The organism is Paenibacillus sepulcri, from assembly GCF_042647105.1.
GTDB classification, from domain to species: domain Bacteria; phylum Bacillota; class Bacilli; order Paenibacillales; family Paenibacillaceae; genus Paenibacillus_Z; species Paenibacillus_Z sepulcri.
Genome location: NZ_JBHRUP010000001.1, coordinates 3,917,382 through 3,941,186 on the forward strand (window position 1 = coordinate 3,917,382; position 23,805 = coordinate 3,941,186).

General features: G+C 50.0%; 29 protein-coding genes and 1 tRNA gene. 12 read left to right on the forward strand and 18 right to left on the reverse strand.

Annotated elements, in window-relative coordinates; genetic code table 11:
• Positions 1 to 26 precede the first annotated feature (26 nt).
• The gene (locus tag ACFOLF_RS17265) at positions 27 to 317 is read left to right on the forward strand and encodes a transporter (protein ID WP_210046858.1); all 291 of its coding nucleotides are present in this window, start codon (positions 27 to 29) and stop codon (positions 315 to 317) included.
• Between the two features lie 110 nt (positions 318 to 427).
• On the opposite strand, the gene ACFOLF_RS17270 is transcribed toward ACFOLF_RS17265, so the two are convergent.
• From ACFOLF_RS17270 to ACFOLF_RS17280, 3 genes are read right to left on the reverse strand one after another with little or no spacing between them, the layout of a single operon-like run.
• Positions 428 to 799 carry a VOC family protein gene (locus tag ACFOLF_RS17270; RefSeq protein ID WP_379113802.1) on the reverse strand — a complete coding sequence of 124 codons (372 nt, stop codon included), beginning with the start codon at positions 797 to 799 and terminating at the stop codon, positions 428 to 430.
• Positions 796 to 1,122, reverse strand: a complete 327-nt coding sequence (locus tag ACFOLF_RS17275) for a luciferase domain-containing protein (protein ID WP_210046859.1) — start codon at positions 1,120 to 1,122, stop codon at positions 796 to 798. The genes ACFOLF_RS17270 and ACFOLF_RS17275 overlap by 4 nt, the downstream gene beginning before the upstream one ends.
• A gap of 18 nt (positions 1,123 to 1,140) precedes the next feature.
• A complete protein-coding gene (locus tag ACFOLF_RS17280) occupies positions 1,141 to 1,590 on the reverse strand; it encodes a MarR family winged helix-turn-helix transcriptional regulator (protein ID WP_210046860.1) in 450 nt (149 codons plus the stop codon).
• 285 nt (positions 1,591 to 1,875) lie between these two features.
• Between ACFOLF_RS17280 and ACFOLF_RS17285 the strand changes: the two genes are divergently transcribed.
• Together ACFOLF_RS17285 and ACFOLF_RS17290 are read left to right on the forward strand one after the other, a co-directional pair.
• A complete protein-coding gene (locus ACFOLF_RS17285) occupies positions 1,876 to 2,244 on the forward strand; it encodes a DUF6864 domain-containing function (RefSeq protein ID WP_210046861.1) in 369 nt (122 codons plus the stop codon).
• Positions 2,237 to 2,551 carry a hypothetical protein gene (locus ACFOLF_RS17290; RefSeq protein WP_210046862.1) on the forward strand — a complete coding sequence of 105 codons (315 nt, stop codon included), beginning with the start codon at positions 2,237 to 2,239 and terminating at the stop codon, positions 2,549 to 2,551. The genes ACFOLF_RS17285 and ACFOLF_RS17290 overlap by 8 nt, the downstream gene beginning before the upstream one ends.
• Positions 2,552 to 2,700: 149 nt before the next feature.
• Here ACFOLF_RS17290 and ACFOLF_RS17295 read toward each other — a convergent pair whose 3' ends face one another.
• From ACFOLF_RS17295 to ACFOLF_RS17320, 6 genes are all read right to left on the reverse strand, one after another.
• Positions 2,701 to 3,948, reverse strand: a complete 1,248-nt coding sequence (locus ACFOLF_RS17295) for a DUF4153 domain-containing protein (protein WP_210046863.1) — start codon at positions 3,946 to 3,948, stop codon at positions 2,701 to 2,703.
• A gap of 13 nt (positions 3,949 to 3,961) precedes the next feature.
• On the reverse strand, positions 3,962 to 4,180 hold the full coding sequence (locus tag ACFOLF_RS17300) for a helix-turn-helix domain-containing protein (RefSeq protein WP_210046864.1): 219 nt from the start codon (positions 4,178 to 4,180) through the stop codon (positions 3,962 to 3,964).
• A gap of 10 nt (positions 4,181 to 4,190) precedes the next feature.
• On the reverse strand, positions 4,191 to 4,673 hold the full coding sequence (locus ACFOLF_RS17305) for a DUF2975 domain-containing protein (RefSeq protein ID WP_210046865.1): 483 nt from the start codon (positions 4,671 to 4,673) through the stop codon (positions 4,191 to 4,193).
• 923 nt (positions 4,674 to 5,596) lie between these two features.
• Positions 5,597 to 6,493, reverse strand: a complete 897-nt coding sequence (locus tag ACFOLF_RS17310; protein ID WP_210046866.1) for an AraC family transcriptional regulator — start codon at positions 6,491 to 6,493, stop codon at positions 5,597 to 5,599.
• A gap of 377 nt (positions 6,494 to 6,870) precedes the next feature.
• On the reverse strand, positions 6,871 to 7,710 hold the full coding sequence (locus ACFOLF_RS17315) for a sulfurtransferase (protein WP_210046867.1): 840 nt from the start codon (positions 7,708 to 7,710) through the stop codon (positions 6,871 to 6,873).
• A 15-nt stretch (positions 7,711 to 7,725) separates the two neighbouring features.
• Positions 7,726 to 8,940 (reverse strand): MFS transporter, encoded by a 1,215-nt coding sequence (locus ACFOLF_RS17320; protein ID WP_210046868.1) that lies wholly within the window; start codon positions 8,938 to 8,940, stop codon positions 7,726 to 7,728.
• 185 nt (positions 8,941 to 9,125) lie between these two features.
• On the opposite strand from ACFOLF_RS17320, the gene hflK reads away from it, so the two are divergent.
• Both hflK and hflC read left to right on the forward strand, forming a co-directional pair.
• The gene (gene hflK / locus ACFOLF_RS17325) at positions 9,126 to 10,163 is read left to right on the forward strand and encodes an FtsH protease activity modulator HflK (RefSeq protein WP_210046869.1); all 1,038 of its coding nucleotides are present in this window, start codon (positions 9,126 to 9,128) and stop codon (positions 10,161 to 10,163) included.
• A complete protein-coding gene (gene hflC / locus ACFOLF_RS17330; RefSeq protein WP_210046870.1) occupies positions 10,160 to 11,026 on the forward strand; it encodes a protease modulator HflC in 867 nt (288 codons plus the stop codon). Before hflK ends, hflC begins: the two co-directional genes overlap by 4 nt.
• Before the next feature lie 135 nt (positions 11,027 to 11,161).
• On the opposite strand, the gene ACFOLF_RS17335 is transcribed toward hflC, so the two are convergent.
• Positions 11,162 to 11,593: a universal stress protein gene (locus ACFOLF_RS17335; RefSeq protein ID WP_210046871.1), complete on the reverse strand. Its 432-nt coding sequence runs from the start codon at positions 11,591 to 11,593 to the stop codon at positions 11,162 to 11,164.
• A 170-nt stretch (positions 11,594 to 11,763) separates the two neighbouring features.
• On the opposite strand from ACFOLF_RS17335, the gene ACFOLF_RS17340 reads away from it, so the two are divergent.
• A complete protein-coding gene (locus ACFOLF_RS17340) occupies positions 11,764 to 12,279 on the forward strand; it encodes a GNAT family N-acetyltransferase (protein ID WP_210046872.1) in 516 nt (171 codons plus the stop codon).
• Between the two features lie 135 nt (positions 12,280 to 12,414).
• Positions 12,415 to 12,618, forward strand: a complete 204-nt coding sequence (locus tag ACFOLF_RS17345; RefSeq protein ID WP_210046873.1) for a DUF378 domain-containing protein — start codon at positions 12,415 to 12,417, stop codon at positions 12,616 to 12,618.
• 147 nt (positions 12,619 to 12,765) lie between these two features.
• Here ACFOLF_RS17345 and ACFOLF_RS17350 read toward each other — a convergent pair whose 3' ends face one another.
• From ACFOLF_RS17350 to ACFOLF_RS17360, 3 genes are all read right to left on the reverse strand, one after another.
• Positions 12,766 to 14,007: an EAL domain-containing protein gene (locus ACFOLF_RS17350; RefSeq protein WP_210046874.1), complete on the reverse strand. Its 1,242-nt coding sequence runs from the start codon at positions 14,005 to 14,007 to the stop codon at positions 12,766 to 12,768.
• A 156-nt stretch (positions 14,008 to 14,163) separates the two neighbouring features.
• Positions 14,164 to 14,466: a 4a-hydroxytetrahydrobiopterin dehydratase gene (locus ACFOLF_RS17355; RefSeq protein ID WP_379113800.1), complete on the reverse strand. Its 303-nt coding sequence runs from the start codon at positions 14,464 to 14,466 to the stop codon at positions 14,164 to 14,166.
• Between the two features lie 26 nt (positions 14,467 to 14,492).
• A complete protein-coding gene (locus ACFOLF_RS17360; RefSeq protein ID WP_210046875.1) occupies positions 14,493 to 14,786 on the reverse strand; it encodes a hypothetical protein in 294 nt (97 codons plus the stop codon).
• A gap of 275 nt (positions 14,787 to 15,061) precedes the next feature.
• Here ACFOLF_RS17360 and motA point away from each other — a divergent pair, with 275 nt between their 5' ends.
• Both motA and motB read left to right on the forward strand, forming a co-directional pair.
• Positions 15,062 to 15,862: a flagellar motor stator protein MotA gene (motA, locus tag ACFOLF_RS17365; protein ID WP_210046876.1), complete on the forward strand. Its 801-nt coding sequence runs from the start codon at positions 15,062 to 15,064 to the stop codon at positions 15,860 to 15,862.
• Positions 15,846 to 16,658 carry a flagellar motor protein MotB gene (gene motB / locus ACFOLF_RS17370; protein WP_210046877.1) on the forward strand — a complete coding sequence of 271 codons (813 nt, stop codon included), beginning with the start codon at positions 15,846 to 15,848 and terminating at the stop codon, positions 16,656 to 16,658. Before motA ends, motB begins: the two co-directional genes overlap by 17 nt.
• Positions 16,659 to 16,860: 202 nt before the next feature.
• Here motB and ACFOLF_RS17375 read toward each other — a convergent pair whose 3' ends face one another.
• Entirely contained in the window at positions 16,861 to 17,559 is a 699-nt protein-coding gene (locus ACFOLF_RS17375) for a pseudouridine synthase (protein ID WP_210046878.1), read from the reverse strand.
• 47 nt (positions 17,560 to 17,606) lie between these two features.
• On the reverse strand, positions 17,607 to 19,919 hold the full coding sequence (locus ACFOLF_RS17380; protein ID WP_379113798.1) for an ATP-binding protein: 2,313 nt from the start codon (positions 19,917 to 19,919) through the stop codon (positions 17,607 to 17,609).
• Positions 19,920 to 20,203: 284 nt separating this feature from the next.
• Here ACFOLF_RS17380 and tadA point away from each other — a divergent pair, with 284 nt between their 5' ends.
• On the forward strand, positions 20,204 to 20,680 hold the full coding sequence (tadA, locus tag ACFOLF_RS17385; protein ID WP_379113796.1) for a tRNA adenosine(34) deaminase TadA: 477 nt from the start codon (positions 20,204 to 20,206) through the stop codon (positions 20,678 to 20,680).
• Positions 20,681 to 20,691: 11 nt separating this feature from the next.
• Here tadA and ACFOLF_RS17390 read toward each other — a convergent pair whose 3' ends face one another.
• On the reverse strand, positions 20,692 to 20,889 hold the full coding sequence (locus ACFOLF_RS17390) for a Spo0E family sporulation regulatory protein-aspartic acid phosphatase (RefSeq protein ID WP_210046879.1): 198 nt from the start codon (positions 20,887 to 20,889) through the stop codon (positions 20,692 to 20,694).
• A 329-nt stretch (positions 20,890 to 21,218) separates the two neighbouring features.
• Here ACFOLF_RS17390 and ACFOLF_RS17395 point away from each other — a divergent pair.
• Both ACFOLF_RS17395 and ACFOLF_RS17400 read left to right on the forward strand, forming a co-directional pair.
• Positions 21,219 to 21,295, forward strand: a tRNA-Arg gene (locus tag ACFOLF_RS17395).
• A gap of 109 nt (positions 21,296 to 21,404) precedes the next feature.
• Positions 21,405 to 22,238 carry an AraC family transcriptional regulator gene (locus ACFOLF_RS17400; protein ID WP_210046880.1) on the forward strand — a complete coding sequence of 278 codons (834 nt, stop codon included), beginning with the start codon at positions 21,405 to 21,407 and terminating at the stop codon, positions 22,236 to 22,238.
• 109 nt (positions 22,239 to 22,347) lie between these two features.
• Here the strand turns inward: ACFOLF_RS17400 and ACFOLF_RS17405 are convergent, their stop codons facing one another.
• Both ACFOLF_RS17405 and ACFOLF_RS17410 read right to left on the reverse strand, forming a co-directional pair.
• Entirely contained in the window at positions 22,348 to 23,469 is a 1,122-nt protein-coding gene (locus ACFOLF_RS17405) for a hypothetical protein (RefSeq protein WP_210046881.1), read from the reverse strand.
• 166 nt (positions 23,470 to 23,635) lie between these two features.
• The gene (locus ACFOLF_RS17410) at positions 23,636 to 23,779 is read right to left on the reverse strand and encodes a small acid-soluble spore protein P (RefSeq protein ID WP_210046882.1); all 144 of its coding nucleotides are present in this window, start codon (positions 23,777 to 23,779) and stop codon (positions 23,636 to 23,638) included.
• Positions 23,780 to 23,805 lie beyond the last annotated feature (26 nt).

Here is a 23,805-nt window from a genome sequence, read left to right on the forward strand (position 1 = left end):
TGACCAACCACTAAGGAGTGATTATCTTGGCCTTTACGCCTCCCTTCCAAATGCAGGGCGGGCAGCAGCCCCCCTCTTCACCGCCGCCTCAAAACATCCCAGTGCAGCCCCTAGCGTCGACGCTTGCCATTGATCCGGGCGCGATCTCCCGCTGCATGTTTCGTTATACGTACATTTGGCCGCGCGGCGGCGCAGGCTTCTGGTTTTACCCGGTCTTCGTCGGCCGGACGTCCGTGGCCGGATTTCGCTGGAACGGTTTCTTCTGGATGTTCTCCGGCCTCGATCTTCAGCGGATCGAATCGTTTACGTGCGTCTAATACGGCTGGATATAAGAAGATAAGGCTGACAAAAAACCGGGAGCTCCCTTTCAGCGGAGGCTTTCCCGGTTTTATAATTTTTTACACCTATCTGACCCCAGTCCTTTCAACTACTCCCGGTAGTAAGAAAGCACCCAGCAAACGCCATTCCGATCCGTGACGACGGCCAGCAATCCGTTGAACGGAGCCTCGTACACATCCGTATTAATATGGCCGCCTGCCGCGAATTGTCCGTATATGTGGCGAAACGCTTCTTCCGTCTCGATCTTCAGGAAGACCCTCACATAATCGCCCTTCAATGAAGGCCTGGCTGCCTGTGTGTCGCCAAATTTAATTGTAACGCCGCCCAGATGCAGATCCGCGTTCAAGACCTCATCCCCCTGTTTTCTCAAAATGTTAATCTCGCCGCCAAGCACGTCCCGATAGTACTTGATCTCTTCTTTGCAATTATCGACCACGATAAACGGGCAAGCCATAATCATGATTCCATCCCCCTTCTTATCATTCGTTCGTATTTGGCACGCGCAATTTCGATTGCATGGGCAATGTCTTCCTCAGTTCTCATATAAATGGATATCCAGCCCGACTCCGGATAAATATGATGCGGTTCCGCTTTTCCCGCACGAATCCACACATCGCGCTCAGCCTTCGGCAAAAGCAGATCGAAGAGGCGATCGTCGTGAAGATGTCCGATTTCCTTGCCTTCCAGCTGAAACTCAATTCCTCCGAACCGGTGGGGCTGCACTGTCACCCCTGCCCAAGACAGCAGCTCATCGGTCAAGCCGGCCTTTTCACTCGCACTCATGGATCAGCGCCCCCCCTTCTATTCGCTCACATTGCGGAGCACTTTTTTCAACAGGCTCAGCATGAACGCATACTCCTCGTCATTGATGCCCTTCCGGGCGATGTTCTTGATGCGGTTCAATCCTTCCTGAACCTTCGGAACCACTGCCCTGCCCGCTTCTGTCAGATAGAGCAGCTGGTAGCGGTTATCGGCGGGATCGGCTTCCCTCCGCACGTATCCCTCGGCTTCAAGCTTGGCGATCGCCTTCGCGGTCGTTGTCTTATCGATGAGCAGATCCTCGCTCAGCGCCTTCTGCGTGATCTTCTCCTGGCCTGCGATCGCCATCAGAAAAATATACTGCCCGCTCCCGATGCGAAAAGGCGCCAGCTCGGCTGCGATCAGAACCTGCATATGGCGATAAATGGCCGAAATGTACTTCCCGTGCGATTCAACAGCCCCCTTGGATTCATGGGCCCCATCCGCTTCCATCAGATTCACCTTCCTATATAGGATGTTATTGCAACTAATTTCAGTATATGCGAGATAGGAGGTTATTGCAACTATTAGAACGAAAAATTATGCAGTGAACAAAAAGGCCGTTCCCTTGGCGCAAGGAGAAACACAGCCGTCTCGCCATACAGTTATCGTTCAGCCGATCGTTCCCCGATGTGCAATTCACGCGGGCAGACCGACTGTTGACATGAACCCGTCCACTCGTTCGTACACTATATCAAGGAAGCTCGTACAATGACAGATCGCCTCGGAGGGATAAAGATGAAAATTACGTCTGGAGGATTCGAAGTTGTGTATCACGGCAGAGTATTCGCCTATGGGATGAGTCCCATCGAAATCGTGTTGTCGGAAGAAAACGATCCGTTAACATTCGTATTCTGTGTCGAACACGAACCGTCGAGGGACGATTTCATGACGGATATCCGGCTTGTTCGTTACAATGAGGTCCGGATCGCGTGTGTCAACTTTCCGAGAGGCAAGCCGACCGGCAACGACGACATGGTCCATCTTGGCGTCCTGAACAACCGCAAACTCTCTCTGCGTTACGAGGTGACCATAAATTTCGATGCGTCGTCTTGGGCGCTGACATTTACATTTTTCTCGGGCGAGGGGGTCACGGAGCATGAATAAGATCGAAATCCAGGACCCGAAAGTAGCGAGCAAGATCATAGCGGCGAACGCGGAAAGTGATAAACGCAAAGCGGAGCTCGGCTTTCTTGGCAAATTTTTCGGATCAGGAGAAAATGTTCGCCTGTATATCGTAGGGACGATCGCACTCGGCGTTCTTCTCATCGCCCTTGTCTATACGTTGACGCCCGACCGATACCGTTCGGCCGACTTTGGATTAAAGGATATGTGGACGCTCGTGGTGATCCCCGTCGAATCGACGATTATCGGCTACTTGATAGGGTCGAGGTCGAAAGATAACTTGAGCTGAATCAGCTGCACGCGGGGATTCCCTTATAGCTGATCCAGTCACTCCAGCTGCACTACCTCACTCATTTCGGATTCACTGCACGATCTTGTGGCATTCGCCAATATGCTGAATAACAGTCGCAATAGAAATGTTTTTAATGCAAAGCCTTTCTAATTAAAGAACAAAGGGAAAGTAAAGGTAACGAAAGCAGCCCACAGTCCGTAGACCGGCAAATACTTCGTAACGGCATCTTGAATAGCTGACGGTCCGGTTTTGTTTCGTAGAAAACGCACATAAGAGAGAATAATCCAAATGAGATTGGCAAAGATCAGTAGATTTACGCCTAAAACAGCAAGTCTGTTGGGCGTAATCCCATAGGAAGAAAGCCTGAACACGATGGCCGATAAAGCTACACCGTCAATGATAAGAGCAAGGGCGATGAGGGCAAAATTAATATAATCGGAAACATTCATTTTCTCGTCCGTGCCGCGTTCGGTAATGGAGAAAATGGTGACGGCCAATACGCTAAGGAGCACTCCGTTGAAAACCAAGAGGAAATCGCGGTCCAGGAATGGATTTTTTCCAATCCAAATAACCGCTATAAAGTAGACCAGCAATGTTGCCAGTACAAGCGGACTGAAAATTTTGGCTATATAGGGCGCTATATGTTTTGCAAGCTTAATGTCCCTTGATACCAAATAGGCAGCCACGATCGCCAGGGCGGCAGCACCGAATAAAACGACATTTTTGAAGTAGAATTCCGAAATATCCGTACCGACAAATCTAAATAACTGCATCGTTATTGCGGTTAGCACCATTCCGCTGATGGCCATGCAGGCGTACAGGATGCCAAATTCCCCATTAAATTTAAGATAGGCTAATCTTGCGCTGCCTCTGCCGTATTCATTTCCTGTAAATGCCAGCCCCATAACTACCCACAAGAAAATGGGAAGGTGAAGATAAGCCATGATAATGCTGTCTTTATTCTCTAGCGGGAGCATATTCAGATAAAATCCGGAGATCAGGAATAACGATGAAAGGGTGTAGATCACATTTTTTTTGGAGGGGTTATTGTATACAAAATAGATAGCCATAAAGGGAAGTATGCCGAAAACAAGGTTAATCGGGGCTATTGCTTCCTGTTCGGTAAAATGAAAAAGGAGCCTCGTGCTAATCCCGGCCAGGATTGCCAAAATACCCACGAATAAGAAATTTTTCTGAATCAAAGAAGTCTTTTCTGTATTTTCCGTCTCCTTGAAATGCAGTCTTTCCTGCCAAACGGCAAGAACCTGCGAATCGGGGTTTTGTTCCCATGCATAGGAGAATGACTTTTTAAAGGCTTCGGGGGTTTCTCTAAACATTCTCTCCAGCTCACGGGGATTATCCATGTTTTCGGTAATGAGATTGTTATTGTCCATCGTTATGCCTCCTTTATGCTTGGGTTTCGTCGCTTTTGTATTCTAAAATATCCCCCGGCTGGCATGCTAAAGCCTTACAAATCGCCTCTAAAGTGGATAATCGAATCGCTTTTGCCTTTCCGTTCTTCAATATGGAAAGGTTAGCCATTGTGATTCCAACCTTCTCCGAAAGTTCGGTTACGCTCATTTTTCGTTTAGCCAACATCACATCAATGTTGATTATGATCGCCATAATATTCACCTCAGACCGTCAGGTCATTTTCCGATTTGATATCGATAGCTTCTTTTAAGAGCTTTTGGAGAACGGCGGCAAAAACGGCAATCACCATAGAGGCAAAAATAATAGTCAATCCAATGACGATGATTCCCGGGGCATCGTCTTTCTCCGCGATGAGATAAAAGAGCGGCATGCCTGCCGCATACAAGCCGCTGATTGCGATCGCGCAGTTTTTGATAGTCTTTAAAGCCCGCACGGATAATTCCGAGAACGCCGTGTTCTTGTCAATGTAGCTCAGAAGGTTAAAAGCTTGATACAGAGCGAAGTAAAAAGGGATCGCCGATGCATAAAGATCAATAAACACGAGAAGTTTCAAATACGTCATATCCGGATACAATTCCACCGCATAATTCGCGATCTTAGGCACCAAAAAGATGCATAAAGCAAGAACTGGGATTCCAATAAGAATAACAGCTACCTTTAAAAATAGTGTTGTTCCTCGTTTCATAAAAAAGCCCCTCACTTTAGAAGAATTAATTCGATTTTAACATATATTTATCGTTTTACAATATGTTTATGACGATATTAGATATATTTTTGTTGTTAAAATAGCCGTTCCTTAGAAAAGGAGTTCCGGCCGTCCTTGTGTATATATCAAGAAGAAACGGCTTCGCCGTCCTTATGCGTAAAGTTAGTTTCTTCCTCACAACGATCAGAAGAGATGAGGCCACATTTCAGCCTTTCTGATCGTTCAAAAAAATACAGAGCAGCGGTCGTTTTCTCCCCGCGCTCTGTACCCGGAATTCATATGCCATTGAAGACTACTGAGATATTGATTTTTCACACCATTTTCTTGTTCTTGTTCGCATAAAGCTGCTATAACATCATACAGGTCACTATTTGCGTACTGAGGGATAAGAATAATTCTTGCAAGCGCATATAACCCTGGAAGATTCCCTTCTTAGGCTATTCGATTTGAGGTAATCCATTCTTGAGCAAATTCCAGCCATTCCAGATCAGCGATTTCAGGATTTTTTCCGGTGACGGCTTCCATAGCTTCAAGAATCAAAACCATTTTTTATCGTCAAGCCCATGTTTAAAAAGCTGCAATTCTTTAATCGTAATAACCTTGAGCTTTATTGCGTCAATGATCGCTTCTCTTTTTTCGATCGCCTTAAGCGTTTTGTCATCCAGCAAGCTGATTATGTTTATTTATACACCACCATTGTTTTTTGAAGGTTGTTAAGCAAACACGTTCGCTACTTTAGCTACTGGCTCCGTGTGGGGCTGGAGGATGACGAACAAGAGTTGTTTGCAAGTTGTTGACGGATTGTTTGAAAAATAATCAATATTGAACGTTACAGATAAGTGGCTGTCGAGAATTTCTCGACAGCCTAATTCAAGCTCATTTGGATTTCTCCTACACACCAGTTACACTTTGCGAACCGGGAACCAGAGCTCGATATAGTTGAGGCCGTTTTTGTTACCGTACATTTCGAACTCTACCCCGTCCACCTGCTTATAGCCCGCCGTAGGGAGCCATTCAGTGTAAAAGCGGCGATAAAGCGTTTCGATCGTCTCATCGAACTGATCCCACTGGTGCGGCTCCGACGGAAAGATCGCCCACGTATGCGCGGGAATAGTTACCGGGGTGTACCCCTCCGTGTTGCTGGCTCCTTCCTTGAATCCGCACAACATGTACGGAAACGTGTCCGGCCCGGTCATCCTGTAGCTGCATACCGCATGCACAGGATACAGGTCCTGGCTGACGAACGATGGCAAAACGCCCGTACACGCTTCAAGACGCTTCACATCGCCATTCGCATGGCTCTGCTCCCAAAGCTTGGCCGGCGTTTGCGGCGCCTCCCCGCCCCCATCGGTGCGGAATACACCTTCAATACCGAACATTTCAAAACTTTCCTTCGTCTCGATCCGATAATTCATCGCATCTGCCCCTCTGATCGTGATAAGGAAGGACAGACGGGGGTAAGCTTTGAGCGCAATCCCATCTTGACGTGCCATGGCCGGGGTGATCCCGTGCAGAGCGTGGAACGCCCTTGCGAACGAGACCGGAGATTCGTAACCGTATTTAAGCGCGACATCGATCACCTTCGCCGCTCCGCCGTGCTGTAGATCCAGCGCAGCAAGCGTCAGCCGTCTCCGCCGAATATACTCCGCCAGCGTCACGTCCGTAATGAACGAGAACATTCGCTGGAACTGGTACGACGAGCAGCAGGCCATGCGGGCCACCTCGCTAAGCTCAATCTCCCCGGCTAGGTTCTCTTCAATGTAGTCTATCGCCCTGTTCATCCGCTCCAACCACTCCATCTCATCCCCTCCTCTCGAATTCAAGTATAGTCGGGGCCGAAAATCGTTTCGCAACGATTTGTGCCCAAAGAAGTTGCTTCGCCTCGATTGTGCTGAGCACCGTGGTATCCTGCCCTTTCGTAGCGACCTTTCCGTTCTACGTAGATATCTTGCTCTCTGGAATTTCCAGAATTTATATTATTATAAATGAACAGAAATAACGCCACCATAGCTTTGGCGGCACCCGACTGTGGTTGGTTCCGGGGTTCCTGCAACTGTTTTCTCCGACTTCTTGTTTGCAAGCTGTTTGCAGAGAAACCCAAAGAGGGCCGCAGCAGGCTACCCATCGGCAACCTGTCACAGCCCCCAAACCCGCGTCCGACGCGGCCTCTCCGCTCTTACTCGTCCCCCACCGCAACCGGATTGTCCGCGTACGAAATCCAATCACTCCAGCTCCCCGGATACAGCTTCACCCGGGTAAAACCCGCCGCCTCCAATGCCATCACGTTCGGGCAGGCGGTTACGCCAGAGCCGCAGTAGACGATGATCTCATCGTCCCTGGACAGATCCGCGAAGCGCTCCCGCTGCGCCTCGGCGCTCTTCCAGGCTCCGTCTGCGCCGCGGCCTTCGCCCCAGAAACGGTTGACCGCGCCGGGAATATGCCCGGCTGCGCGGTCAATCGGCTCCGCCTCGCCGCGGTAGCGCGGCGCTTCGCGGGAATCGACCAGCACGACGCCCGGCTGGCCCAGCTTGCCGCGCACTTCCTCCACGTCCGCGGTCAGCCCCTCGCGGACCTGCAGACGGAACGTCTGCGGATTCGGCTCAGGAACCGCCGAATCCAGCGGATAACCCGCCTTCTCCCTGCCGGTATAACCGCCATCCAGAATATAAGCCTCGGCATCGTGCCCCATATACCTCAGCAGCCACCACAGACGCGAGGCCATAGCGCCGCCTTGGTCGTCGTAAGCCACGACCGTTGTCCCGTTGCCGATGCCAAGCGAACCAAGCTTCGCGGCCAGCTGCGCCAGATCCGGCAGCGGATGCCGGCCCCCGTGCTCTCCCTTCGCCCCCGTAAGATCGCGGTCCAGATCCAGACGGACAGCCCCGGGAAGATGAGCCGCTTGATAAGCGCTGTCTCCCGCAGCGACATCATCCAGTCGGAATCGACAATCCGCGATGATCAAGTCCTTGTCCTGTGCATGCTCGGCCAGCCAGGCTGCCGTTACAATAGCTTTCATATAGGCCTGTCTCCTTTACGAATGAGTGGAATGAAGTCTAACATGGTTTGCAGTCTGCATGGACTGCTTTTTTGGCCTTGATACAAGCAGGGCCCAAATCACGACACCAAACATGAGAAGCGCATAGCCTGCGAACAGCCAGCGCGTAGCATCCGCACCATTTTCGTCCAGGAACCATCCCGTTAGCCGGGGCATGAACGCCCCGCCAATCCCGCCGCAGGCCATCAGCAGGCTGATGGTCCGCTCTGTCATGCCGGGCAGCGCGCGATTGGCGAACACAAGCGCAATGGCGAACATTCCCGACATCGCGAGCCCAGCCGCGAAGGTAAACAGAAACATCGCCCACGGCCCCCCGAAGCCGCCCATCAGCACGAAGAGCACAAAAGTCACGGCGCAGGTTGTGAACAGATACGCCGCGCCGCCCCATCGGTCCGCCATCTGGCCGGCTGCCAGCCTGCCCAGCACCATCGCGCCCCAGAAGGCGCTTAAGGACAGCGAAGCCGCTTCCTCCGTAAGTCCATTACTCTGCACGAGCAGCGATGGCAAATAATGAACAAAACTCATCTCCATCCCGACATACACGATGAAGAAGGTGCAGCAAGCGGTCAGCACAGCTATGATGCGCGAACGGCTGGGCATTTGCCCTGCCTCATTCGCTTCATGAGCCTGATGAACGGCTGGACGATCCAGAATAGACGGCCAGAACAGCAGCCACAGGACCAAAGTTACGATAGCCATTCCGCCTACGACGCCGAACGCCGCGACCCAATGCCCGCTTGCAATGAGCGCCGCCACGGCGAATGGCATCAGCAGCGCTCCAACGCCGAAGAACACCTCCACCCGGCTCATCGCCACGTTGGCATTGCCGGCCGATGCGCCAATGATGAACGCGCTGACGATCGCTTCCATCGTTCCCAGACCATATCCGGCGAACGGCGCCGCAGACAGCATCCATCCCCAGGGCGGCTGCAGCGCGTATACCGCTTCCCCTGCGACAATGATGCCCAGCGCCAGCAGCAGCAGCGGTTTCTTGCCGATCCGTCTGATCATCCAGGGTGCCAGCAGAACGCCCACCATGCCGCCCAGGAACGAATTCATGACCAATTGTCCGCCATCTCCGTAATGAATCCCGTAAGCATGGACCATGGGCTCCATCACAGCTCCAACAACAAGCTGCCCTAACCCGACAACAAAATAAGCGACACAACCTAGAAAAACCAATCGAGCCATACGTATAATTCCTTTCCTGATTCCCATATGCAGACCCCGTTATCATACCACGCGGGGAATTTATCAAGGAAGACCTAACTATCCGGGTAAAATTTATTTATGAGACCTATATGCCCCTGGCTGCGTATAGACTTCCTACAGAGACAGATTTATACAGAAATAAGATGAGGGAGGCACGTGATTGAATGGAACTTGTGGGAATGGAAAGTAAAAAGAACAAACCCGAATTGCCGCCAGGCTTGTTCAAAAAGATCGCGATCGGGGTCGTGATCCTGCTTGTCATTATTATTGGATATTCAAGCTTCTACACGGTACAGGAACAGGAAAGAGCCGCTATTCTGACTTTCGGCAAATATACAGGCGAGACAACGGCCGGGCTGCATTTCAAATGGCCCTTTCCAATTCAGCAGGTCATTATCGTACCCGCCGAGCTGACGCAGCGCATTTACATCGGCTACCGTCAGGACGGGGCGACCATTACGCCGGTTGATGAAGAAGCCATGATGATTACCGGCGATGAGAATATTGTCTCTGCCGACGCCGTCGTCCAGTGGAAAATCAGCAATATTCATGAATACTTATTCAACATTGATAATCCGGAGCAATTTCTGCGCAATGCCTCCAGCTCCTCCATCCGTTCGGTTATCGGGTCAGAGAAGCTCGACTATGCCATCACCGACGGGAAGACCGAGATCCAGGATAAAGTCCGCGAAAGACTGCTGGAGCTGCAGGGCAGATACCACACCGGCATGCAGATCATCGATATTAAATTCCAGGACATCGAACCGCCAAGCGGCCAGGTCGAGGAAGCCTTCCGCGAGGTTACCAACGCCCGCGAGGAGAAGAATACGAAGATCAACAACGCAACCAAATATGAGAATGACAAAATCCCCAAAGCGCGCGGTGAAGCGCAGGCGCTGCTCGAGAATGCGGAAGGGACGAAGAAATCCAGGATTCTGAACGCAGAGGGCGATGTCGCCCAGTTTAACGCCATTTTCACCGAATACAAGAAAAATCCCGATGTCACCGAAAGCCGTCTGATCGTCGAGACGCTGGAGAAAATTTTGCCGAAGGCCAAAATCTTCATCTCTGATTCAGCCGGGGATACCGTGAAATATTTGCCAATCAATGAGCTTCTGCGCAGCGGCAGCACAACGACCACGACAACGACCACACCTTCTGCCACATCATCCGGTACGACCTCGGGAGGTTCAACGCCATGAGTAAACGAATGATTCTGAGTTTAGCCGGGGCTGTCGTGGTGATCATCCTGATCTTCACCTCCATGTTCATTGTCAAAGAAGGCGAGTACAAGGTGGTGCTCAAATTCGGCGAGGCTGTCAGGGTAGAGAAGACACCCGGCCTGGCCTTCAAAATTCCCTTTATCGAAAATGTCTCTACACTGCCCAAGTACCAGATGACATATGAAAGCAATCCTACCGCCATTCTGACCAAAGACCAGAAGCCGATCATCGTCGATAATTACACGGTTTGGAGGATCGACAACCCTGAATTCTTCCTCAAGACTGCCCAGACCATATCGGTGGGTATCCAGAGGATCGACGAAGCCGTATACAACTCGGTCCGGCGCAAGCTGTCGGAAATCAATTATGATAATATTATCAGCGAGAATACGGAACGCGGCAATATTAACGATGAAATTACGGCTGACGTTTCCACTGCCCTCATACGCGATAACTACGGCATCGAAATTATCGATGTCCGGATCAAACGGACCGATCTGCCGGAAGAGAACAAGCAGAGCGTATATAACCGGATGATTTCGGACCGGCAGTCGATCGCGGCCCGCTACTTGTCCGAAGGCGACGAGGAATCCCGCAAAATCACGTCCAAGGCCGACCGCACGGCAACCGAGCTTCTGGCCCAGGCAGAAGCCGACGCCAAGAAAATTATTGCCCAGGGCGAGCAGGAAGCCGCCAAAATCTATAACGAGGCGTACGGAAAAGACCCTCAGTTCTACAGCTTCTACCGTACCCTGGAAAGCTATGTGACGACGCTCTCCAACGAGCCGGTTATTCTCATGCCGATTGATTCGCCTTACACCCGGATTCTGCTGGGCAAATAAACCCTGCTGCAAGCAGGAGCAGCCTTTCTGGTTATTTTCGTGAACAAAGGGCCGTAATCCAACGCTGCAGCGCGGGATTACGGCCCTTTTACTATCTATTCTAACTGCTTCCTAATGGACATCTTCATTGCAATTTTATTTAATGATAAGCACCGGGACACTCGCATGCTGGGCGACGTTGTGGCTTACGCTGCCCATCATAAATTCGCGTAGTCCACCAAGTCCGCGGCTGCCGATCACAATCAGATTGCCCCCGTTTTGTTCCGTATACTGCAGAATGGCTTCAGCCGGACTGCCCTCCAGAATAACCGTATTTGCATAAGGCAGCTGCGAGATCTTCTCGCTGGCATCAGCGAGCAATTTCTGCGCCTTCTCCAGCCATTCCCGCTGTACGGAGTTCGGCACCGATACAACCGAATCCGCAATCGCCATGTAGGGAACACTGTATACATGAACCACGGTAATTCTGTTCGCCTGCTTCTTTTCCACCAGCTCAATTGCGGTATTAAGTGCTTTAACAGAAGCCATAGAACCGTCATAAGCGACCACGATATGAGAAAAAAGCATGGTAATTCCTCCTTGTGTGGACATCTTCGGCAATACCTATTATTATTTAACCGTCAGGAAGACATTTCAAACCGATCAGGCGGATATTTCCTCCACTAGAATTCGTACCAATTTGCTATAATAACAATCATCCTTTCCGTCATGATCCCCATTAGGAGGCTTGCCTAAACATGAATCTCATACGTACAGCCAATAATTCCAGCTTTACCGTAACGGCGCTCTCGCCCCAGCAGGCCGAAGAGCTCTGCAGCTGGCGTTATGAGCCTCCTTTTGATTTCTATAACTGGTCTTCATGGGAGGTCATGCTGCAGCTCGGTCTGGAGTTCGGCGATCCCGAGATCCGGGAGAAGCAGTACTGCGCAGTCGTGGATGCGGATGGCGAATTGATCGGATTTATCCAGTTCTTCCCTCTGCTCGGCGTTACCCGGATTGGTCTGGGCATGCGTCCGGATCTGTGCGGACACGGGCTTGGCCTGCAATTTCTGCAAACTATCATCGCAGAAGGAATCAGCCGCGCGCCTGAAGATATATTGGATCTTGAAGTGCATGTATGGAACCTGCGGGCGATCCGCACCTATGAGAAAGCCGGGTTTGTGATTACCGATACCTATATCAGGAGGACGGTTGACGGCCCAATCGAAGTGCACTGCATGACCTACTCTCCCGAGCCGATGAATGCCTCATAAGAATGCGGGGCACTCGCGATACGTACTAAAATATCCCCGCTTTGCATAATCGTATTATGGGGTGTGAAGAGCGCAGCATATCCATCAGCTTCGTTCTCGTGCTTCGCATACCATTTTCAAGGAGGCGGGTCCATTTTGAAAACGTTGAATATCATTGGCTTGATTATTCTCATCATTGGAGGGTTGAATTGGCTATTGGTCGGTCTGTTCGAGTATGATGTGGTATCGGAAATTTTCGACGGTTCGGACACAGTCGGCGCCAAAATCGTTTACATTATCGTGGGATTGTCCGCGCTCTATGCCCTGTCCTTATTTCCTAAAGTATCCTCTGAGACCTAACATCACGTTTTTTATAAGAAGTGATCGCTTCACCGTCCACTGGCGGCGCTAGCTTAGTTTCCTCCCTCGATCATAACAAAAAGACATACCCGCTCCTCTCGCCGAGCAGCTGGTATGTCTTCTTTATTATGTCATGCCGTGAGATTGTCAGCTTTCCCCTTCAGGGTCGATTAAATCCGCGAATAACAGGCCGCGTTTGCCTACCGGCATAGAGATTGTTCGAATGCGGTCGAAGGAGTCTAGATCCGTGTAGGTTCGGGACACCGCGGCGCGCATCGTTCCCTCGAGCTCCACTGAAGTCGGGATAAAATAAGGCCTCCAGCTCCAATTCAGCCCTCGGAAGGCTGCCTCCCGCTTCCAGTCTTCTCCCATAATCCGATGATAGTTGGATGAGATCTGAATGCCGTCTTCCCTGCACATATAAACGCGGATACAGGATGCCTCCAGTTTAGGGAGAATTTGCTCGATAACGGTATCCTCCGCCTCTTCCGGGCACCCTTCCGCTCTTGCCTCCCAGGCCGCTTCCACAATAAGCCGCAGCTTCTCCGCCTCGGAAGTCCAATAACGCTCAGCCAGAATGATGCGCGAGCGGCGCTGTTCCAGCCCTTTTTCGATCAATCCGGCAAAGCTGTCCGAGGGCCTGAACTCCGGCTCTGCCGGAGCAAACAAATACCCTTGCACATACCTCGCGCCAATCTCGATGGCGCGCTGCAGCTCCTGTTCCGTTTCCACACCTTCAAGCAGCAGCGAAGCGCCAATCTGGTCGGCCAGCGTGGAGAAGGAACGAAGAACGCCGTAATAGCCGCTGTGAAGCTCGCTTTTTTGGAGCATATGGATGTCGATTTTCAGAATATGGGGTTGAATCAGCGCAATCCGGTCCATATTGCTGAATCCGCTGCCTACATCGTCTATGGCAATCCGGCAGCCTTCCTTGCGGTACACATCGACAACAGCCCGCAGCTGCTCCATAGGATCCAGAAACGACTCCTCCGTAATCTCGATCACCACACGGCCAGGATCGACACCATACTTATCCAGCAGCCGAAGCGTCGGCAGTTCCCCGGTATCCGCATAGGTCTGAAAAATCCAGGAGGGCTTTAAATTCAGAAACAGCATCCCCCGGTCCGACGATGCGGGATCCGCGGCAAATTTGGCCAGCGCCTGCTCTCGCAGGAGCCTGTCAACGCGAATTTGCTCCCCCATCGATATCGTCTTGTTTTCAAAAAATGGCCCGAGGCTGCGTACTCCCTGACGGGTTCGAATACGGCCAAGCGCCTCGTAGCCCATAATCAGCCTGGTATCGAGCGCAAGCACCGGCTGGTAAAACGGGATGAGTTGATCAACCGTATTCTCTTCCATTGACCACGTCATGCTGTGTGCTTCCGTCATCGCCGCCGCGCCCCTCATGATATCTTAATGTCATGTTTACTAACAATTAACACTTTTTTCTTATTGTAAAATAGTGTCGAATCGTTGTAAAGGGCCAGAACTGCCATAGGCACACGGCATTGGAGTCCACACATCCGTTTGTTTGCCTTCTATTCCCTAAAGATAAGCAAGCGAGGCTTCATTGTAGCGTTTGGCAGCCTGGATATCCAGTTCCGTCAAGCCGCCAGCATCCAGAGTACTCAATCGAAGAATGACCTTCTTGTAATCGATGATGAAATATGGATGATGATCCATCTCCTCGGCAATGACGGCGACCTGCTGGGCGAATGCCATCGCATCCTTGAACGATCCCAGCTTGTAGCTGCCCCGTATCCATTTCTCATCCTCGCGATCCCAGTTCTCAAGCCCCGATATCGCTTCATCCACTATCGCCTTCGGCAGTTTTTCCACTCTGGCCACGATACTCACTCCTTCATCCAACGGGTTTAAATCAGGCGGACAATCCGGCTTTCCTTCCCATCGACCGAAACCTCGATGCAATGGTGTTTGGAACGGTAATTGACCACTCCCTGCCCGACTTCTATGACGGAATCCTCGCCAAGCGCGTAGAACAGGTCATCCGCCAGAACCTCCATCAGCTCGGTCCGCTGCTGCGGCTCAAGCGCCATCCAGTCCGCCCGTTCCATTTCAAAAAAAGTATAACTGTCCTCAATCGACCCGATTGCCTCGGTCAGATCCTTCAAAATGTCGGTATATTCTCTAGCGTGCTTAACGCCCATCTCTTATAACCACCTTTACCCTCAAATGGAGCTTCTTCATCATCATTTTACACGAATATCACATAAAAAATAATCAATTGCTTCTAAAACATCCAAATTGCTCTAATCTACACGCTGATTTTGACGATAAATAGATATAGACTGCATTGTCGAAAGAAGTTTTATTTTGTCAGCCGGACACTCCGTGTACCGCCCTGCAATTCTAACAACGGGATCCGAGATGCCTTTAGTCGGCAGCTATCCCATTGTCAATATTTTATCGGACGAGGTGTGTCATGGAAAAATCAACGATTATTGGTATTGTGCTTGGGCTCGTGGCTGTTATTCTTGGTATGGCGCTCAAGCATGCGCCGCTCAACAGTCTGGTCAACCCCGCTGCGTTCACGATCATTATCGTGGGTACCGCAGCTTCTCTCTTCATTGCTTTTCCCATGAACGAGATCGCAAAATTCCCTAAGCTGCTCAAGATGACTTTCATCGCACAGAAGCTGCTGCCGCGTGAAGAGCTTATCAGCTTATTCATGGACTGGGCTACCATCACCCGCCGCGAAGGCCTCCTTGCACTTGAGACCCAGGTCGATGATATCCAGGATCCTTTTCTTCGCAACGGAATGCGGATGATTATAGACGGGAACGATCAGGATTTTGTACGCGACGTGCTGCTTGAGGATATATCCGCTACAGAAGAGCGCCACCGCGCCGGAGCCCTTATTTTCTCCCAGGCTGGCATGTACGCTCCTACGCTTGGGGTTCTCGGCGCCGTTATCGGTCTGATTGCCGCACTGGCAGATATGAGCGACATGGAGAAGCTGGCGCATGCGATCGCAGCGGCCTTCATTGCTACCCTGCTCGGGATTTTCACCGGTTACGTGCTGTGGCATCCGATTGCCAACAAGCTCAAGCGTCTCTCCAAACGTGAAGTCGAGCTTCGACTGATGATGGTTGAAGGCCTCCTGTCCATTCAATCCGGTGTATCGACCATCGCAATCAATCAGAAGCTGTCTGTATACTTAACACCTACTCAACGTTTGAAAATGAGTGAGAAGGGGGCGGAGGGCAATGAGCAGAAGGCATAAAAGCGAGCATCACGAAGAACATGCCGACGAGTCGTGGCTGATCCCCTATGCCGATTTGCTTACCCTCCTGCTCGCCTTGTTCATCGTATTATATGCAATGAACTCCGTTGATTCCAAGAAGTTTGAGGATATGAGCAGAGCGTTTAACGTGGCTCTCGACAGCGGTGTCGGCGTTCTGGATAATACCTCCGTCGTCAGCAATGGCGAGGATCTGGACCGGGATGACAAAAACCAGACCAAACCGGAGGATGCCACCACCGATGCGAAGCGCAATGAGCTGATGAAGCAGGAGCAGCAGGAGCTGGAGGACCTCAAGAAGCAGATTGATAAATACATCCAGACGAACGGCCTCACAACTCAGCTCGATACAAAGCTTAATCAATCGCAGCTTATGATTACGATAAGCGACAATGCGCTCTTCCCATCCGGCAGCTCCACAGTCAAGCCGGAAGCGCGCATACTTGCGAAAGCGATCGCGAACATGCTGCAGCCTTATTCCGACTATGAAATCGTCGTATCCGGGCATACCGACAATGAGCCGATTTCGACCGCGGAGTTTCAATCCAATTGGGATTTGAGCTCCTCACGTGCCATACGCTTCATGGATGTCTTATTGCTCAACAAGAACCTGAATCCGAAGCTGTTCAGCGCTATCGGGTACGGAGAGTATCGTCCCGTGGACACCAATGATACGGCGCTCGGCCGCTCCAAGAACCGCCGCGTGGAAGTATCCATTATCCGTAAATTCATGGATGCCACCAAGGCCCAGGAAATTCCGGCAACCCCAAAAGCCTAAAGACTCTTATTATTTCAAGTCTTGGTCAATCCTCCGCATACCTTATATAAAGGTACCTTACAAAAAAACCAACTTATATCCGGCATATCTGCCGGAAAAGTTGGTTTTTGGTTTATTCATTTATATGCGAGATTGCGGGCCAACCTCAGCTATGCCGCTCTCAAGAGGCATTGGTATATAAAGCTCGTTATTGCCTGCCCTCTCACCCATGATTCTCCAGCAGTGCCATCAGCTCCTGCAGCTCGCCTTTTGTCAGGTCACGCCACTTGCCTCTTCCGAGCTCGCCAAGATGAATATTCATAATGCGGACGCGGCGAAGGCCGTGCACCTGGTAACCAAAGGTTGCGCACATCCGTCGGATCTGGCGGTTTTTTCCTTCAGTCAGTATGATCCGAAAGACACGGTCCCCTTCCTTCGTCACTTTGCAGGGAAGCGTCATGCTGCCCAGAATCCGGACGCCCTCGCTCATCGCCTTGAGAAACCGCGGCGTAAGCGACCGGTCAACGGTTACGATATATTCTTTCTCGTGCCTTCCTTCTGCCCGCAGAATACGATTCACAATATCTCCGTCATTGGTCAGCAGAATGAGTCCTTCCGAATCCTTATCCAGACGCCCAATCGGAAATATCCGCTCCTCATGACCGATAAAATCAACAATATTGCCTTCAATATGAGCTTCGGTTGTGCTTGTAATGCCGATCGGCTTGTTGAGCGCAAGATATACATGGCTCTTCTGCTCGCCTATCGGCTCCCCATCCACTCTTACATCATCCTCAAGCTCCGCCTGACTCCCGAGCTCTGCTGTTATGCCGTTAATCGTCACGCGTCCCGACTCGACAAGCTTGTCTGCTTCCCGTCTGGAACAATATCCGGTTTCACTAATAAATTTGTTAATTCTCAAGCTGAAAGTTCACCCCGCACCGTTTGCTTTGTATGTCGCTGCAGCTACTATTGTACATGATTCGGTTGATCTTCGCTTGTCTCTTCCCGAGGCTTCTGAATAAGCGGCAGGGTGATCGTTACCGTTGTGCCGACATCGACCTTGCTCTTGATCTCCATCATACCATGATGGCTTTCAATAATCCGCTGGCTGACCATAATCCCAAGCCCCGTGCCGCTATCCTTACCGGTAAAAAAAGGATCTCCAAGCTTCGAGATCATCTCCTCCGGGATGCCGATTCCTTCATCGATTATGGATACGGACACTTCGCTGCTTCCCTTGCTGTCGATGCTCACCTGAATTTCCCCGCCGTCCGGCATCGCCTCGATGGCGTTCTTCAGCAGGTTGATGAACACCTGCTTCAATTGATTTTCCTCACAGGAGATCAGGCAGGAGTCCATGTTGAAGTTGGCAATAAATTCGATATCGCATAGATGAGCCTGGCTGTCGAGCAGGGAGATGACATCCCCCAGAATAAAACGGACATCCTTCTCCTCAAACCGGGTAGCCTGGGGCTTGGCGAGGATCAGGAACTCTCCCACAATCAGATTGATCCGGTCCAGCTCGGAGAGCATGATATCGACATGCCGGGTATTCAGCTTATTTGTTTCCAATTGGAGCTGCAGAAATCCGCGAAGCGTGGTCAACGGGTTGCGGATTTCGTGGGCGACCCCTGCCGCTAGCTGTCCGACCGTCGTGAGCTTCTCTGACCGGCGCAGCAGCTCCTCCATCTTGTTGCGGCCCGTCATGTCGCGGGTGATGCTCGCAATCGCGTGGATCGTTCCATGCTTGTCCCTGATCGGCGATGTCGTCACACTGACGGCGATCCACTCCCCGCTTTTGTTGACCCGGATCGTTTCCCTGGCTGTCAAATGTTTGCCCGACTTGAGCCCTTCCATCATTTGCAGCTCTTCCATATGCAAATGCTCCGGAACCAGTGGAAGGGTATGACCTGTTGCCTCATCCGCTGTATATCCGAACAGCTGCTCGAATGCCCGGTTCACCTGGGTAATGCGTCCGCTCAGATCAACCACATGGATCGCATCCGTCGTATGGTTAATGAAGGATTCCAAATATTCTTTCATTGAACGGTTCTCTTCGAATGCCAGTTTGAGCTTGGTCATATAAATCCCGAGGTTCTTGGACATGGCATTGACCCGCTGGGCCAGCTGCCCAAGCTCATCCTTGCGCTTGACTTCAATTGAATTATCAAAACGTCCATAGGAAACTTCGTTGATTTTCCACAAAATCGAACGGATGGGACGTATCAGAATATCGGACAACCAATAGCTGCAGAACACGACAATAATAAGAAGAATAGCGGAAATAAAAATCTGGTTGTTGCGCTGTTCATCGATTTTATTCGTTAGCGGCTGTCCATCCAACACCAGGCCAATGACATAAGGGACGGGAGCGGCGACTTTGACGAAGCTTTTTATCACATCCTTGCCCTGAACGGTGGTATATCGAAAAACATTCTGGCCCCGGGATGCCGCAAGAATATTTCTCTCATCCATTTGGGGCTGCCTGTAATGATAGCTGCCGAATGAAACCGGATGTTCCGCCATCTGCTGCGCGCTGGTCATTTTCGGGATTTCACCGACGGGCTCTTTGCCAAATAATAACGGATTGAAGCCGCTGATCTCCAGAATAATCAGATTATTAGTCATGGTTTGGGATAATACGGAAGTGGGACTGTTAATTTCCCCATAGCCCTCCGTTTGATTATTTTGAATATAGCTGCCAATGATAGATTCCTGATCGTTCAGCATATAGAATCCCCACTTGCCGGGATAGGCCATAGTCGTTGAAGCTGTATTTATTTCGATGGGTCCGGACCAGAAATAATAACCCAATCTCTGCAGCGCTTCACTTGAATGATTGGTAAGTCCCTGCTTTAGCAGCTGCTCGGGCTTCCCCAGGCTTTTCATATTAAGTCCGCTTAACTGCGAATCGGAAGATTGCTTGATGATATATTCTCCATCTATGGGTACAATGAGCGAGAGCTGGGTCACACCCAGCTGACTGGCCAGCTGTCCCAGCTGTTCACTGGTAACGGGATTTGCGCTGTCTTGCAGCCGCTTGGCTGTTTCCGCTGAAGCCATCTTCAGTTTTTCGTCGAATACCGATTGCAATAATTCATACTCTCTGGTGTGCTGGGCTACGGAGGCGGCGATTTGCTCGCTGATATGGGTCATATTTGATTCAACCTCAGCCTTTATGTTGACTCTGGTCGAATATTCGTTCAAAATCACATTAACAATCAGCAGCAAAAATACGATGAACGAAATCATGAACGATAGCTTCGTTTTTACCGACAACTAACGACACACCCTTTTGCACGCTTGTGGACATCTACTTGGATCATAACATATTTGTCATAAAATGAAAGTAACTGCAGCCATGATTACAGACTAGAAATGGGTCAAAAAAGTGACTATTCACATAGTTATCCACAATTTTATCCCCAAATCCACAAATTAATTTCGGCAATGTGTATAAATCTGTGCATAACGGATGAGTTATACACAATTCTATGCACATGCTGTTAACAACGAATATCTGTTCGTGGCACAATATGTCGAGTAGATGAAGGAGACGTTCTATGGATAACTTTTATTTTCAGGACAAAGACCGGCAATGGATGCAGGAAGCAATTGAAGAAGCATTGAAAGCCGAACGGCTCGGGGAGGTTCCCATCGGGGCGGTAATCGTACATGGCGATGAAGTCATCGGTAGAGGACATAATTTACGTGAGACCTCTATGGACCCCACCGCGCATGCCGAAATCATTGCCATACGTGAGGCCAGCCGCAAGCTTGGCGCCTGGCGTCTGCTGGATTGCACCCTGTATGTCACCCTGGAGCCTTGTCCGATGTGTGCGGGAGCCCTTATCCAAAGTCGTGTAAAAAAAGTCGTGTACGGCACAGCAGACCCTAAAGCAGGTTGTGCGGGTACATTAATGAATTTATTGCAGGAACCGCGGTTCAATCATGAGACCCAGCTTGTCAGCGGACTATTGCAGGAAGAATGCTCAGCTTTGCTCACGCAATTTTTTCGTCGATTAAGAGGGCGGTTGTAGATGATGATTTGCTATGATAAAGGAGTAGGATGCCTCTGCCGGTTTAACTCTCTTTTCTGAATATATTGTAGGGTGACAATAAGCTGATCGGCTGCTTCACTGATAGCAAGAACTTCTGGGTCGGTTAAACTTCCGCGCGTCTCCGCAGCCTCCAAAAGTCTGATGCGAAGAACGTGCAACTCGTCGAGCAGCTTTTTTTTGTCGTTCATGACTCCTTGCTAATCGCTCCTATCACCTCTTGGGTTACAAACAGTAACAAGTTAATTATACCCCTATCGATTACAGGATTTTGTAAAAACATGTCGAGGATTCGACAGTATTTTAGGGAATATTTCGACATAAAACAACAGGAACCCGCTTCTTTCGATGAAAATCGTTTGATTGTCAGGATTATTTGTGGAGGATCATGAAATTCTAGTACCTTGTTCTTACTCCAACCGTTTACCGCTGTTTAACTGTTTCCCCGCATTTGCTTCTCACTGTTCCTCGTTAAGGCTTGCACGGCCTAAAGGAAACGTGATATTATAAATGTTGCCGCGCGCCCGTAGCTCAGCAGGATAGAGCGACAGTTTCCTAAACTGCAGGTCGTACGTTCGAATCGTATCGGGCGCGCCATTTTACCAGAAGCCTTCTTGCCTTGCCTCGATCTCTGCCATCGAAGCAGGGCAATTATTTTTTCAGGATATCTCTAAATATATGCCCAAAAAGGGAGAGTACAACCTTTATGCCGGATGAAAACAGCCGCTTGTGGGAAGAACTTCTGGCTTCTGCCCGCTTCCAGGTGTGGACCGCAGAATATACCAAAGTACAGCGTTCCTGGCAGGAATTCGATCATGTTCCCACCTTTAACCGTTTTTATTTGATCCAGGAGGGTGTAGGTCTCATTCGTATCGAGGACGAGGAGTATTATCCCGTCAAGGGACAGGTGGTACTGATGCCTGCAGGCGTACGCCAAAGCTATTCCACCATCAGCGATGAAACCTACGGAAAGTACTGGTGTCATTTCACCGCGACTTTGGGAGATTTGAGATTGTTCGATATTATGGAAACTCCATATATTCTCACTGTCGACGACGAAGAACGCTGGAAGCATTGGATCTTTCTTTTCGCCTCGCTGAAGCAATATATCCAGCGTGATACGATCGCCGCGAGCTTTCGTGTCAATTCGCTGATTATGGAGATCATGGCTTGCTTCATCGAGCAAATCGGGGAAATCAAGCTCAATCGGAGCTCTGCTGTCGTTGATAAAATCCATACCGCGATCTCTTACATGGAGCAGCGGTTTGAAGAACAGCTGACAATCGACGAATTGGCCAAGCTGGTTCATTACCATCCTAATTATTTCATCCAGGTATTTAAACAGTTCACCGGGAGTTCTCCCATTCAATATCTCAACGCCATGCGTGTCGACAAAGCCAAACAATGGCTGTCTACCACGGACATGCCTGTCTCCGAAGTGGCAGAGCGTGTAGGGATGACCTTATTTTATTTCTCCCGACTGTTTAAGGAGCATAGCGGCTTCACACCCTCCGGCTACCGCCAAATCAGCAAACAATAAGCAGGGTACGGTTCCATAACTCGTCTAAATAATAAAGAAGTGCGTTCTTGAGCTCCGGGCTCGAAGAATGCACTTTTTAAATTATTGCATGGCAATGCGCAAAATCAACTCAAAGTCCCTTCGTGGAATCCGGCAGCTCTTCTATGCCAGACATATCGCCCAATCCTTGCGGGACCAGCAGTTCCTGAAGCTGTTCCACAGGAATCGCATCTGTCGGGATTCCGTACTCGAATGTCACGTCCTTGTTGATATCCGCATACGTCATAAACATATGAGCCGCGAGCTTGGTTGTATCGGCTTCATCAATAAAATCCATGTTCATCGTCATATCCTGATACGTCAGATAATCGTCTTTGATACCGCTCGTCAACGTGAATTCATTGACCTTAAGGGATTTCTTGACCTCAGCGATCGCATCCTTCACTTCGCCTTCTTCCTTGCCTTCCAATTCCGCTTTAGCCCGCTCCAGATCTTCCTTGCTGGTCTGGAGTGTTTTCATATACGCTTCATTGTTAAGAATAAGATCGATGATCTGGGGTGCAACTTTTTCAATTACAGTGGTGATCGCTGTCTCAAAGTTTTGCGGATTAATCGAAAAGCGGACAAATTGGTCAGCTTTATAGTCCTCCGGCAGCCACTTGATATCTCCGGCTTTGGGCTCACTGAAATAGGTCTTTTCATCAAAATTATCAAGGGTTGTTTTCATCATGTCTTGACTCATTTTTTGTATGGTTGCCGCATCCGGCATGGCAGCTCCGCCCTGCTCTTCAGCGAGCTTCTTCACATCAATCTCGACAAATTTCCCGGCGATCGTTTCGGGAATGGGGAAGCCCGGGATAGTTGGCACTTTAACCCATACCTTTTCATCCGTCACGATAATCGGAATTTTCATATTGAATTTCATATCTTCACTGCCAAGCGCCATATCCAGTGTGAACTCAGCATGCTGCGGGTCCGTCTGAATGACACCATTCATATTGATCGTAGCGCCTTTAAGAAAATTAACGACTCCAGATGCCACGGCAGCATTTGTATTGTCCATTGCGGCACTGTCCGGAAGCGTAACGTTGTCAATGCCAAAGGTTCCTTTGAAGCTCATGGATTTGGCTTCCTGCATGTTGGTTAATGCCGATGTAACAGCTTCTTTAGGCGGCTTCCCCTTGCTGCAGCCTGCCACGGCAACCATCATGACAGCCAGTAAAACAATAAATCCGGTTTTGATTCTCTTCATCTCGGATTTCCCCTCCATTTTCTAACGCAACTCTCATTCTAAACCATAATTGCCAGTTCGAAAAGACTATTGTCTGTTTTTCAGACATATAAAAAAAGCCCCTGCTTCCCGGTTAATTAACCGGAAAAAAAGGGCTATAATCAATATTTACCAAATCTTTAGCTTATCAGCCTTGAGGATTGTGATGACGGGTATGATTGAGCTGTTTCACCTTCTTGGATCCAGATAATGGCTCTTGTTGATTGTGAGTTTTTGGCTTCTCCTGATGGTCATAAGGATTAGGGACCGGAGTACTGTCTGGCTTGCTCATCGCTTTGCCCTCCTTTCTTGCTGGTT

What these genes read in the sequence shown, in the direction of transcription:
- ACFOLF_RS17400 (WP_210046880.1), top strand. Translation starts at nt 21,405, where the DNA reads ATGCCGGATGAAAACAGCCGCTTGTGGGAAGAACTTCTGGCTTCTGCC.
- motA (WP_210046876.1), top strand. Translation starts at nt 15,062, where the DNA reads ATGGAAAAATCAACGATTATTGGTATTGTGCTTGGGCTCGTGGCTGTT.
- ACFOLF_RS17305 (WP_210046865.1), bottom strand. Translation starts at nt 4,673, where the DNA reads ATGAAACGAGGAACAACACTATTTTTAAAGGTAGCTGTTATTCTTATT.
- ACFOLF_RS17405 (WP_210046881.1), bottom strand. Translation starts at nt 23,469, where the DNA reads ATGAAGAGAATCAAAACCGGATTTATTGTTTTACTGGCTGTCATGATG.
- ACFOLF_RS17350 (WP_210046874.1), bottom strand. Translation starts at nt 14,007, where the DNA reads ATGACGGAAGCACACAGCATGACGTGGTCAATGGAAGAGAATACGGTT.
- ACFOLF_RS17295 (WP_210046863.1), bottom strand. Translation starts at nt 3,948, where the DNA reads ATGGACAATAACAATCTCATTACCGAAAACATGGATAATCCCCGTGAG.
- ACFOLF_RS17300 (WP_210046864.1), bottom strand. Translation starts at nt 4,180, where the DNA reads ATGGCGATCATAATCAACATTGATGTGATGTTGGCTAAACGAAAAATG.
- ACFOLF_RS17315 (WP_210046867.1), bottom strand. Translation starts at nt 7,710, where the DNA reads ATGAAAGCTATTGTAACGGCAGCCTGGCTGGCCGAGCATGCACAGGAC.
- ACFOLF_RS17275 (WP_210046859.1), bottom strand. Translation starts at nt 1,122, where the DNA reads ATGAGTGCGAGTGAAAAGGCCGGCTTGACCGATGAGCTGCTGTCTTGG.
- ACFOLF_RS17290 (WP_210046862.1), top strand. Translation starts at nt 2,237, where the DNA reads ATGAATAAGATCGAAATCCAGGACCCGAAAGTAGCGAGCAAGATCATA.
- motB (WP_210046877.1), top strand. Translation starts at nt 15,846, where the DNA reads ATGAGCAGAAGGCATAAAAGCGAGCATCACGAAGAACATGCCGACGAG.
- ACFOLF_RS17285 (WP_210046861.1), top strand. Translation starts at nt 1,876, where the DNA reads ATGAAAATTACGTCTGGAGGATTCGAAGTTGTGTATCACGGCAGAGTA.
- ACFOLF_RS17390 (WP_210046879.1), bottom strand. Translation starts at nt 20,889, where the DNA reads ATGAACGACAAAAAAAAGCTGCTCGACGAGTTGCACGTTCTTCGCATC.
- hflK (WP_210046869.1), top strand. Translation starts at nt 9,126, where the DNA reads ATGGAACTTGTGGGAATGGAAAGTAAAAAGAACAAACCCGAATTGCCG.
- tadA (WP_379113796.1), top strand. Translation starts at nt 20,204, where the DNA reads ATGGATAACTTTTATTTTCAGGACAAAGACCGGCAATGGATGCAGGAA.
- ACFOLF_RS17410 (WP_210046882.1), bottom strand. Translation starts at nt 23,779, where the DNA reads ATGAGCAAGCCAGACAGTACTCCGGTCCCTAATCCTTATGACCATCAG.
- ACFOLF_RS17280 (WP_210046860.1), bottom strand. Translation starts at nt 1,590, where the DNA reads ATGGAAGCGGATGGGGCCCATGAATCCAAGGGGGCTGTTGAATCGCAC.
- hflC (WP_210046870.1), top strand. Translation starts at nt 10,160, where the DNA reads ATGAGTAAACGAATGATTCTGAGTTTAGCCGGGGCTGTCGTGGTGATC.
- ACFOLF_RS17335 (WP_210046871.1), bottom strand. Translation starts at nt 11,593, where the DNA reads ATGCTTTTTTCTCATATCGTGGTCGCTTATGACGGTTCTATGGCTTCT.
- ACFOLF_RS17310 (WP_210046866.1), bottom strand. Translation starts at nt 6,493, where the DNA reads ATGGAGTGGTTGGAGCGGATGAACAGGGCGATAGACTACATTGAAGAG.
- ACFOLF_RS17360 (WP_210046875.1), bottom strand. Translation starts at nt 14,786, where the DNA reads ATGGGCGTTAAGCACGCTAGAGAATATACCGACATTTTGAAGGATCTG.
- ACFOLF_RS17320 (WP_210046868.1), bottom strand. Translation starts at nt 8,940, where the DNA reads ATGGCTCGATTGGTTTTTCTAGGTTGTGTCGCTTATTTTGTTGTCGGG.
- ACFOLF_RS17270 (WP_379113802.1), bottom strand. Translation starts at nt 799, where the DNA reads ATGATTATGGCTTGCCCGTTTATCGTGGTCGATAATTGCAAAGAAGAG.
- ACFOLF_RS17340 (WP_210046872.1), top strand. Translation starts at nt 11,764, where the DNA reads ATGAATCTCATACGTACAGCCAATAATTCCAGCTTTACCGTAACGGCG.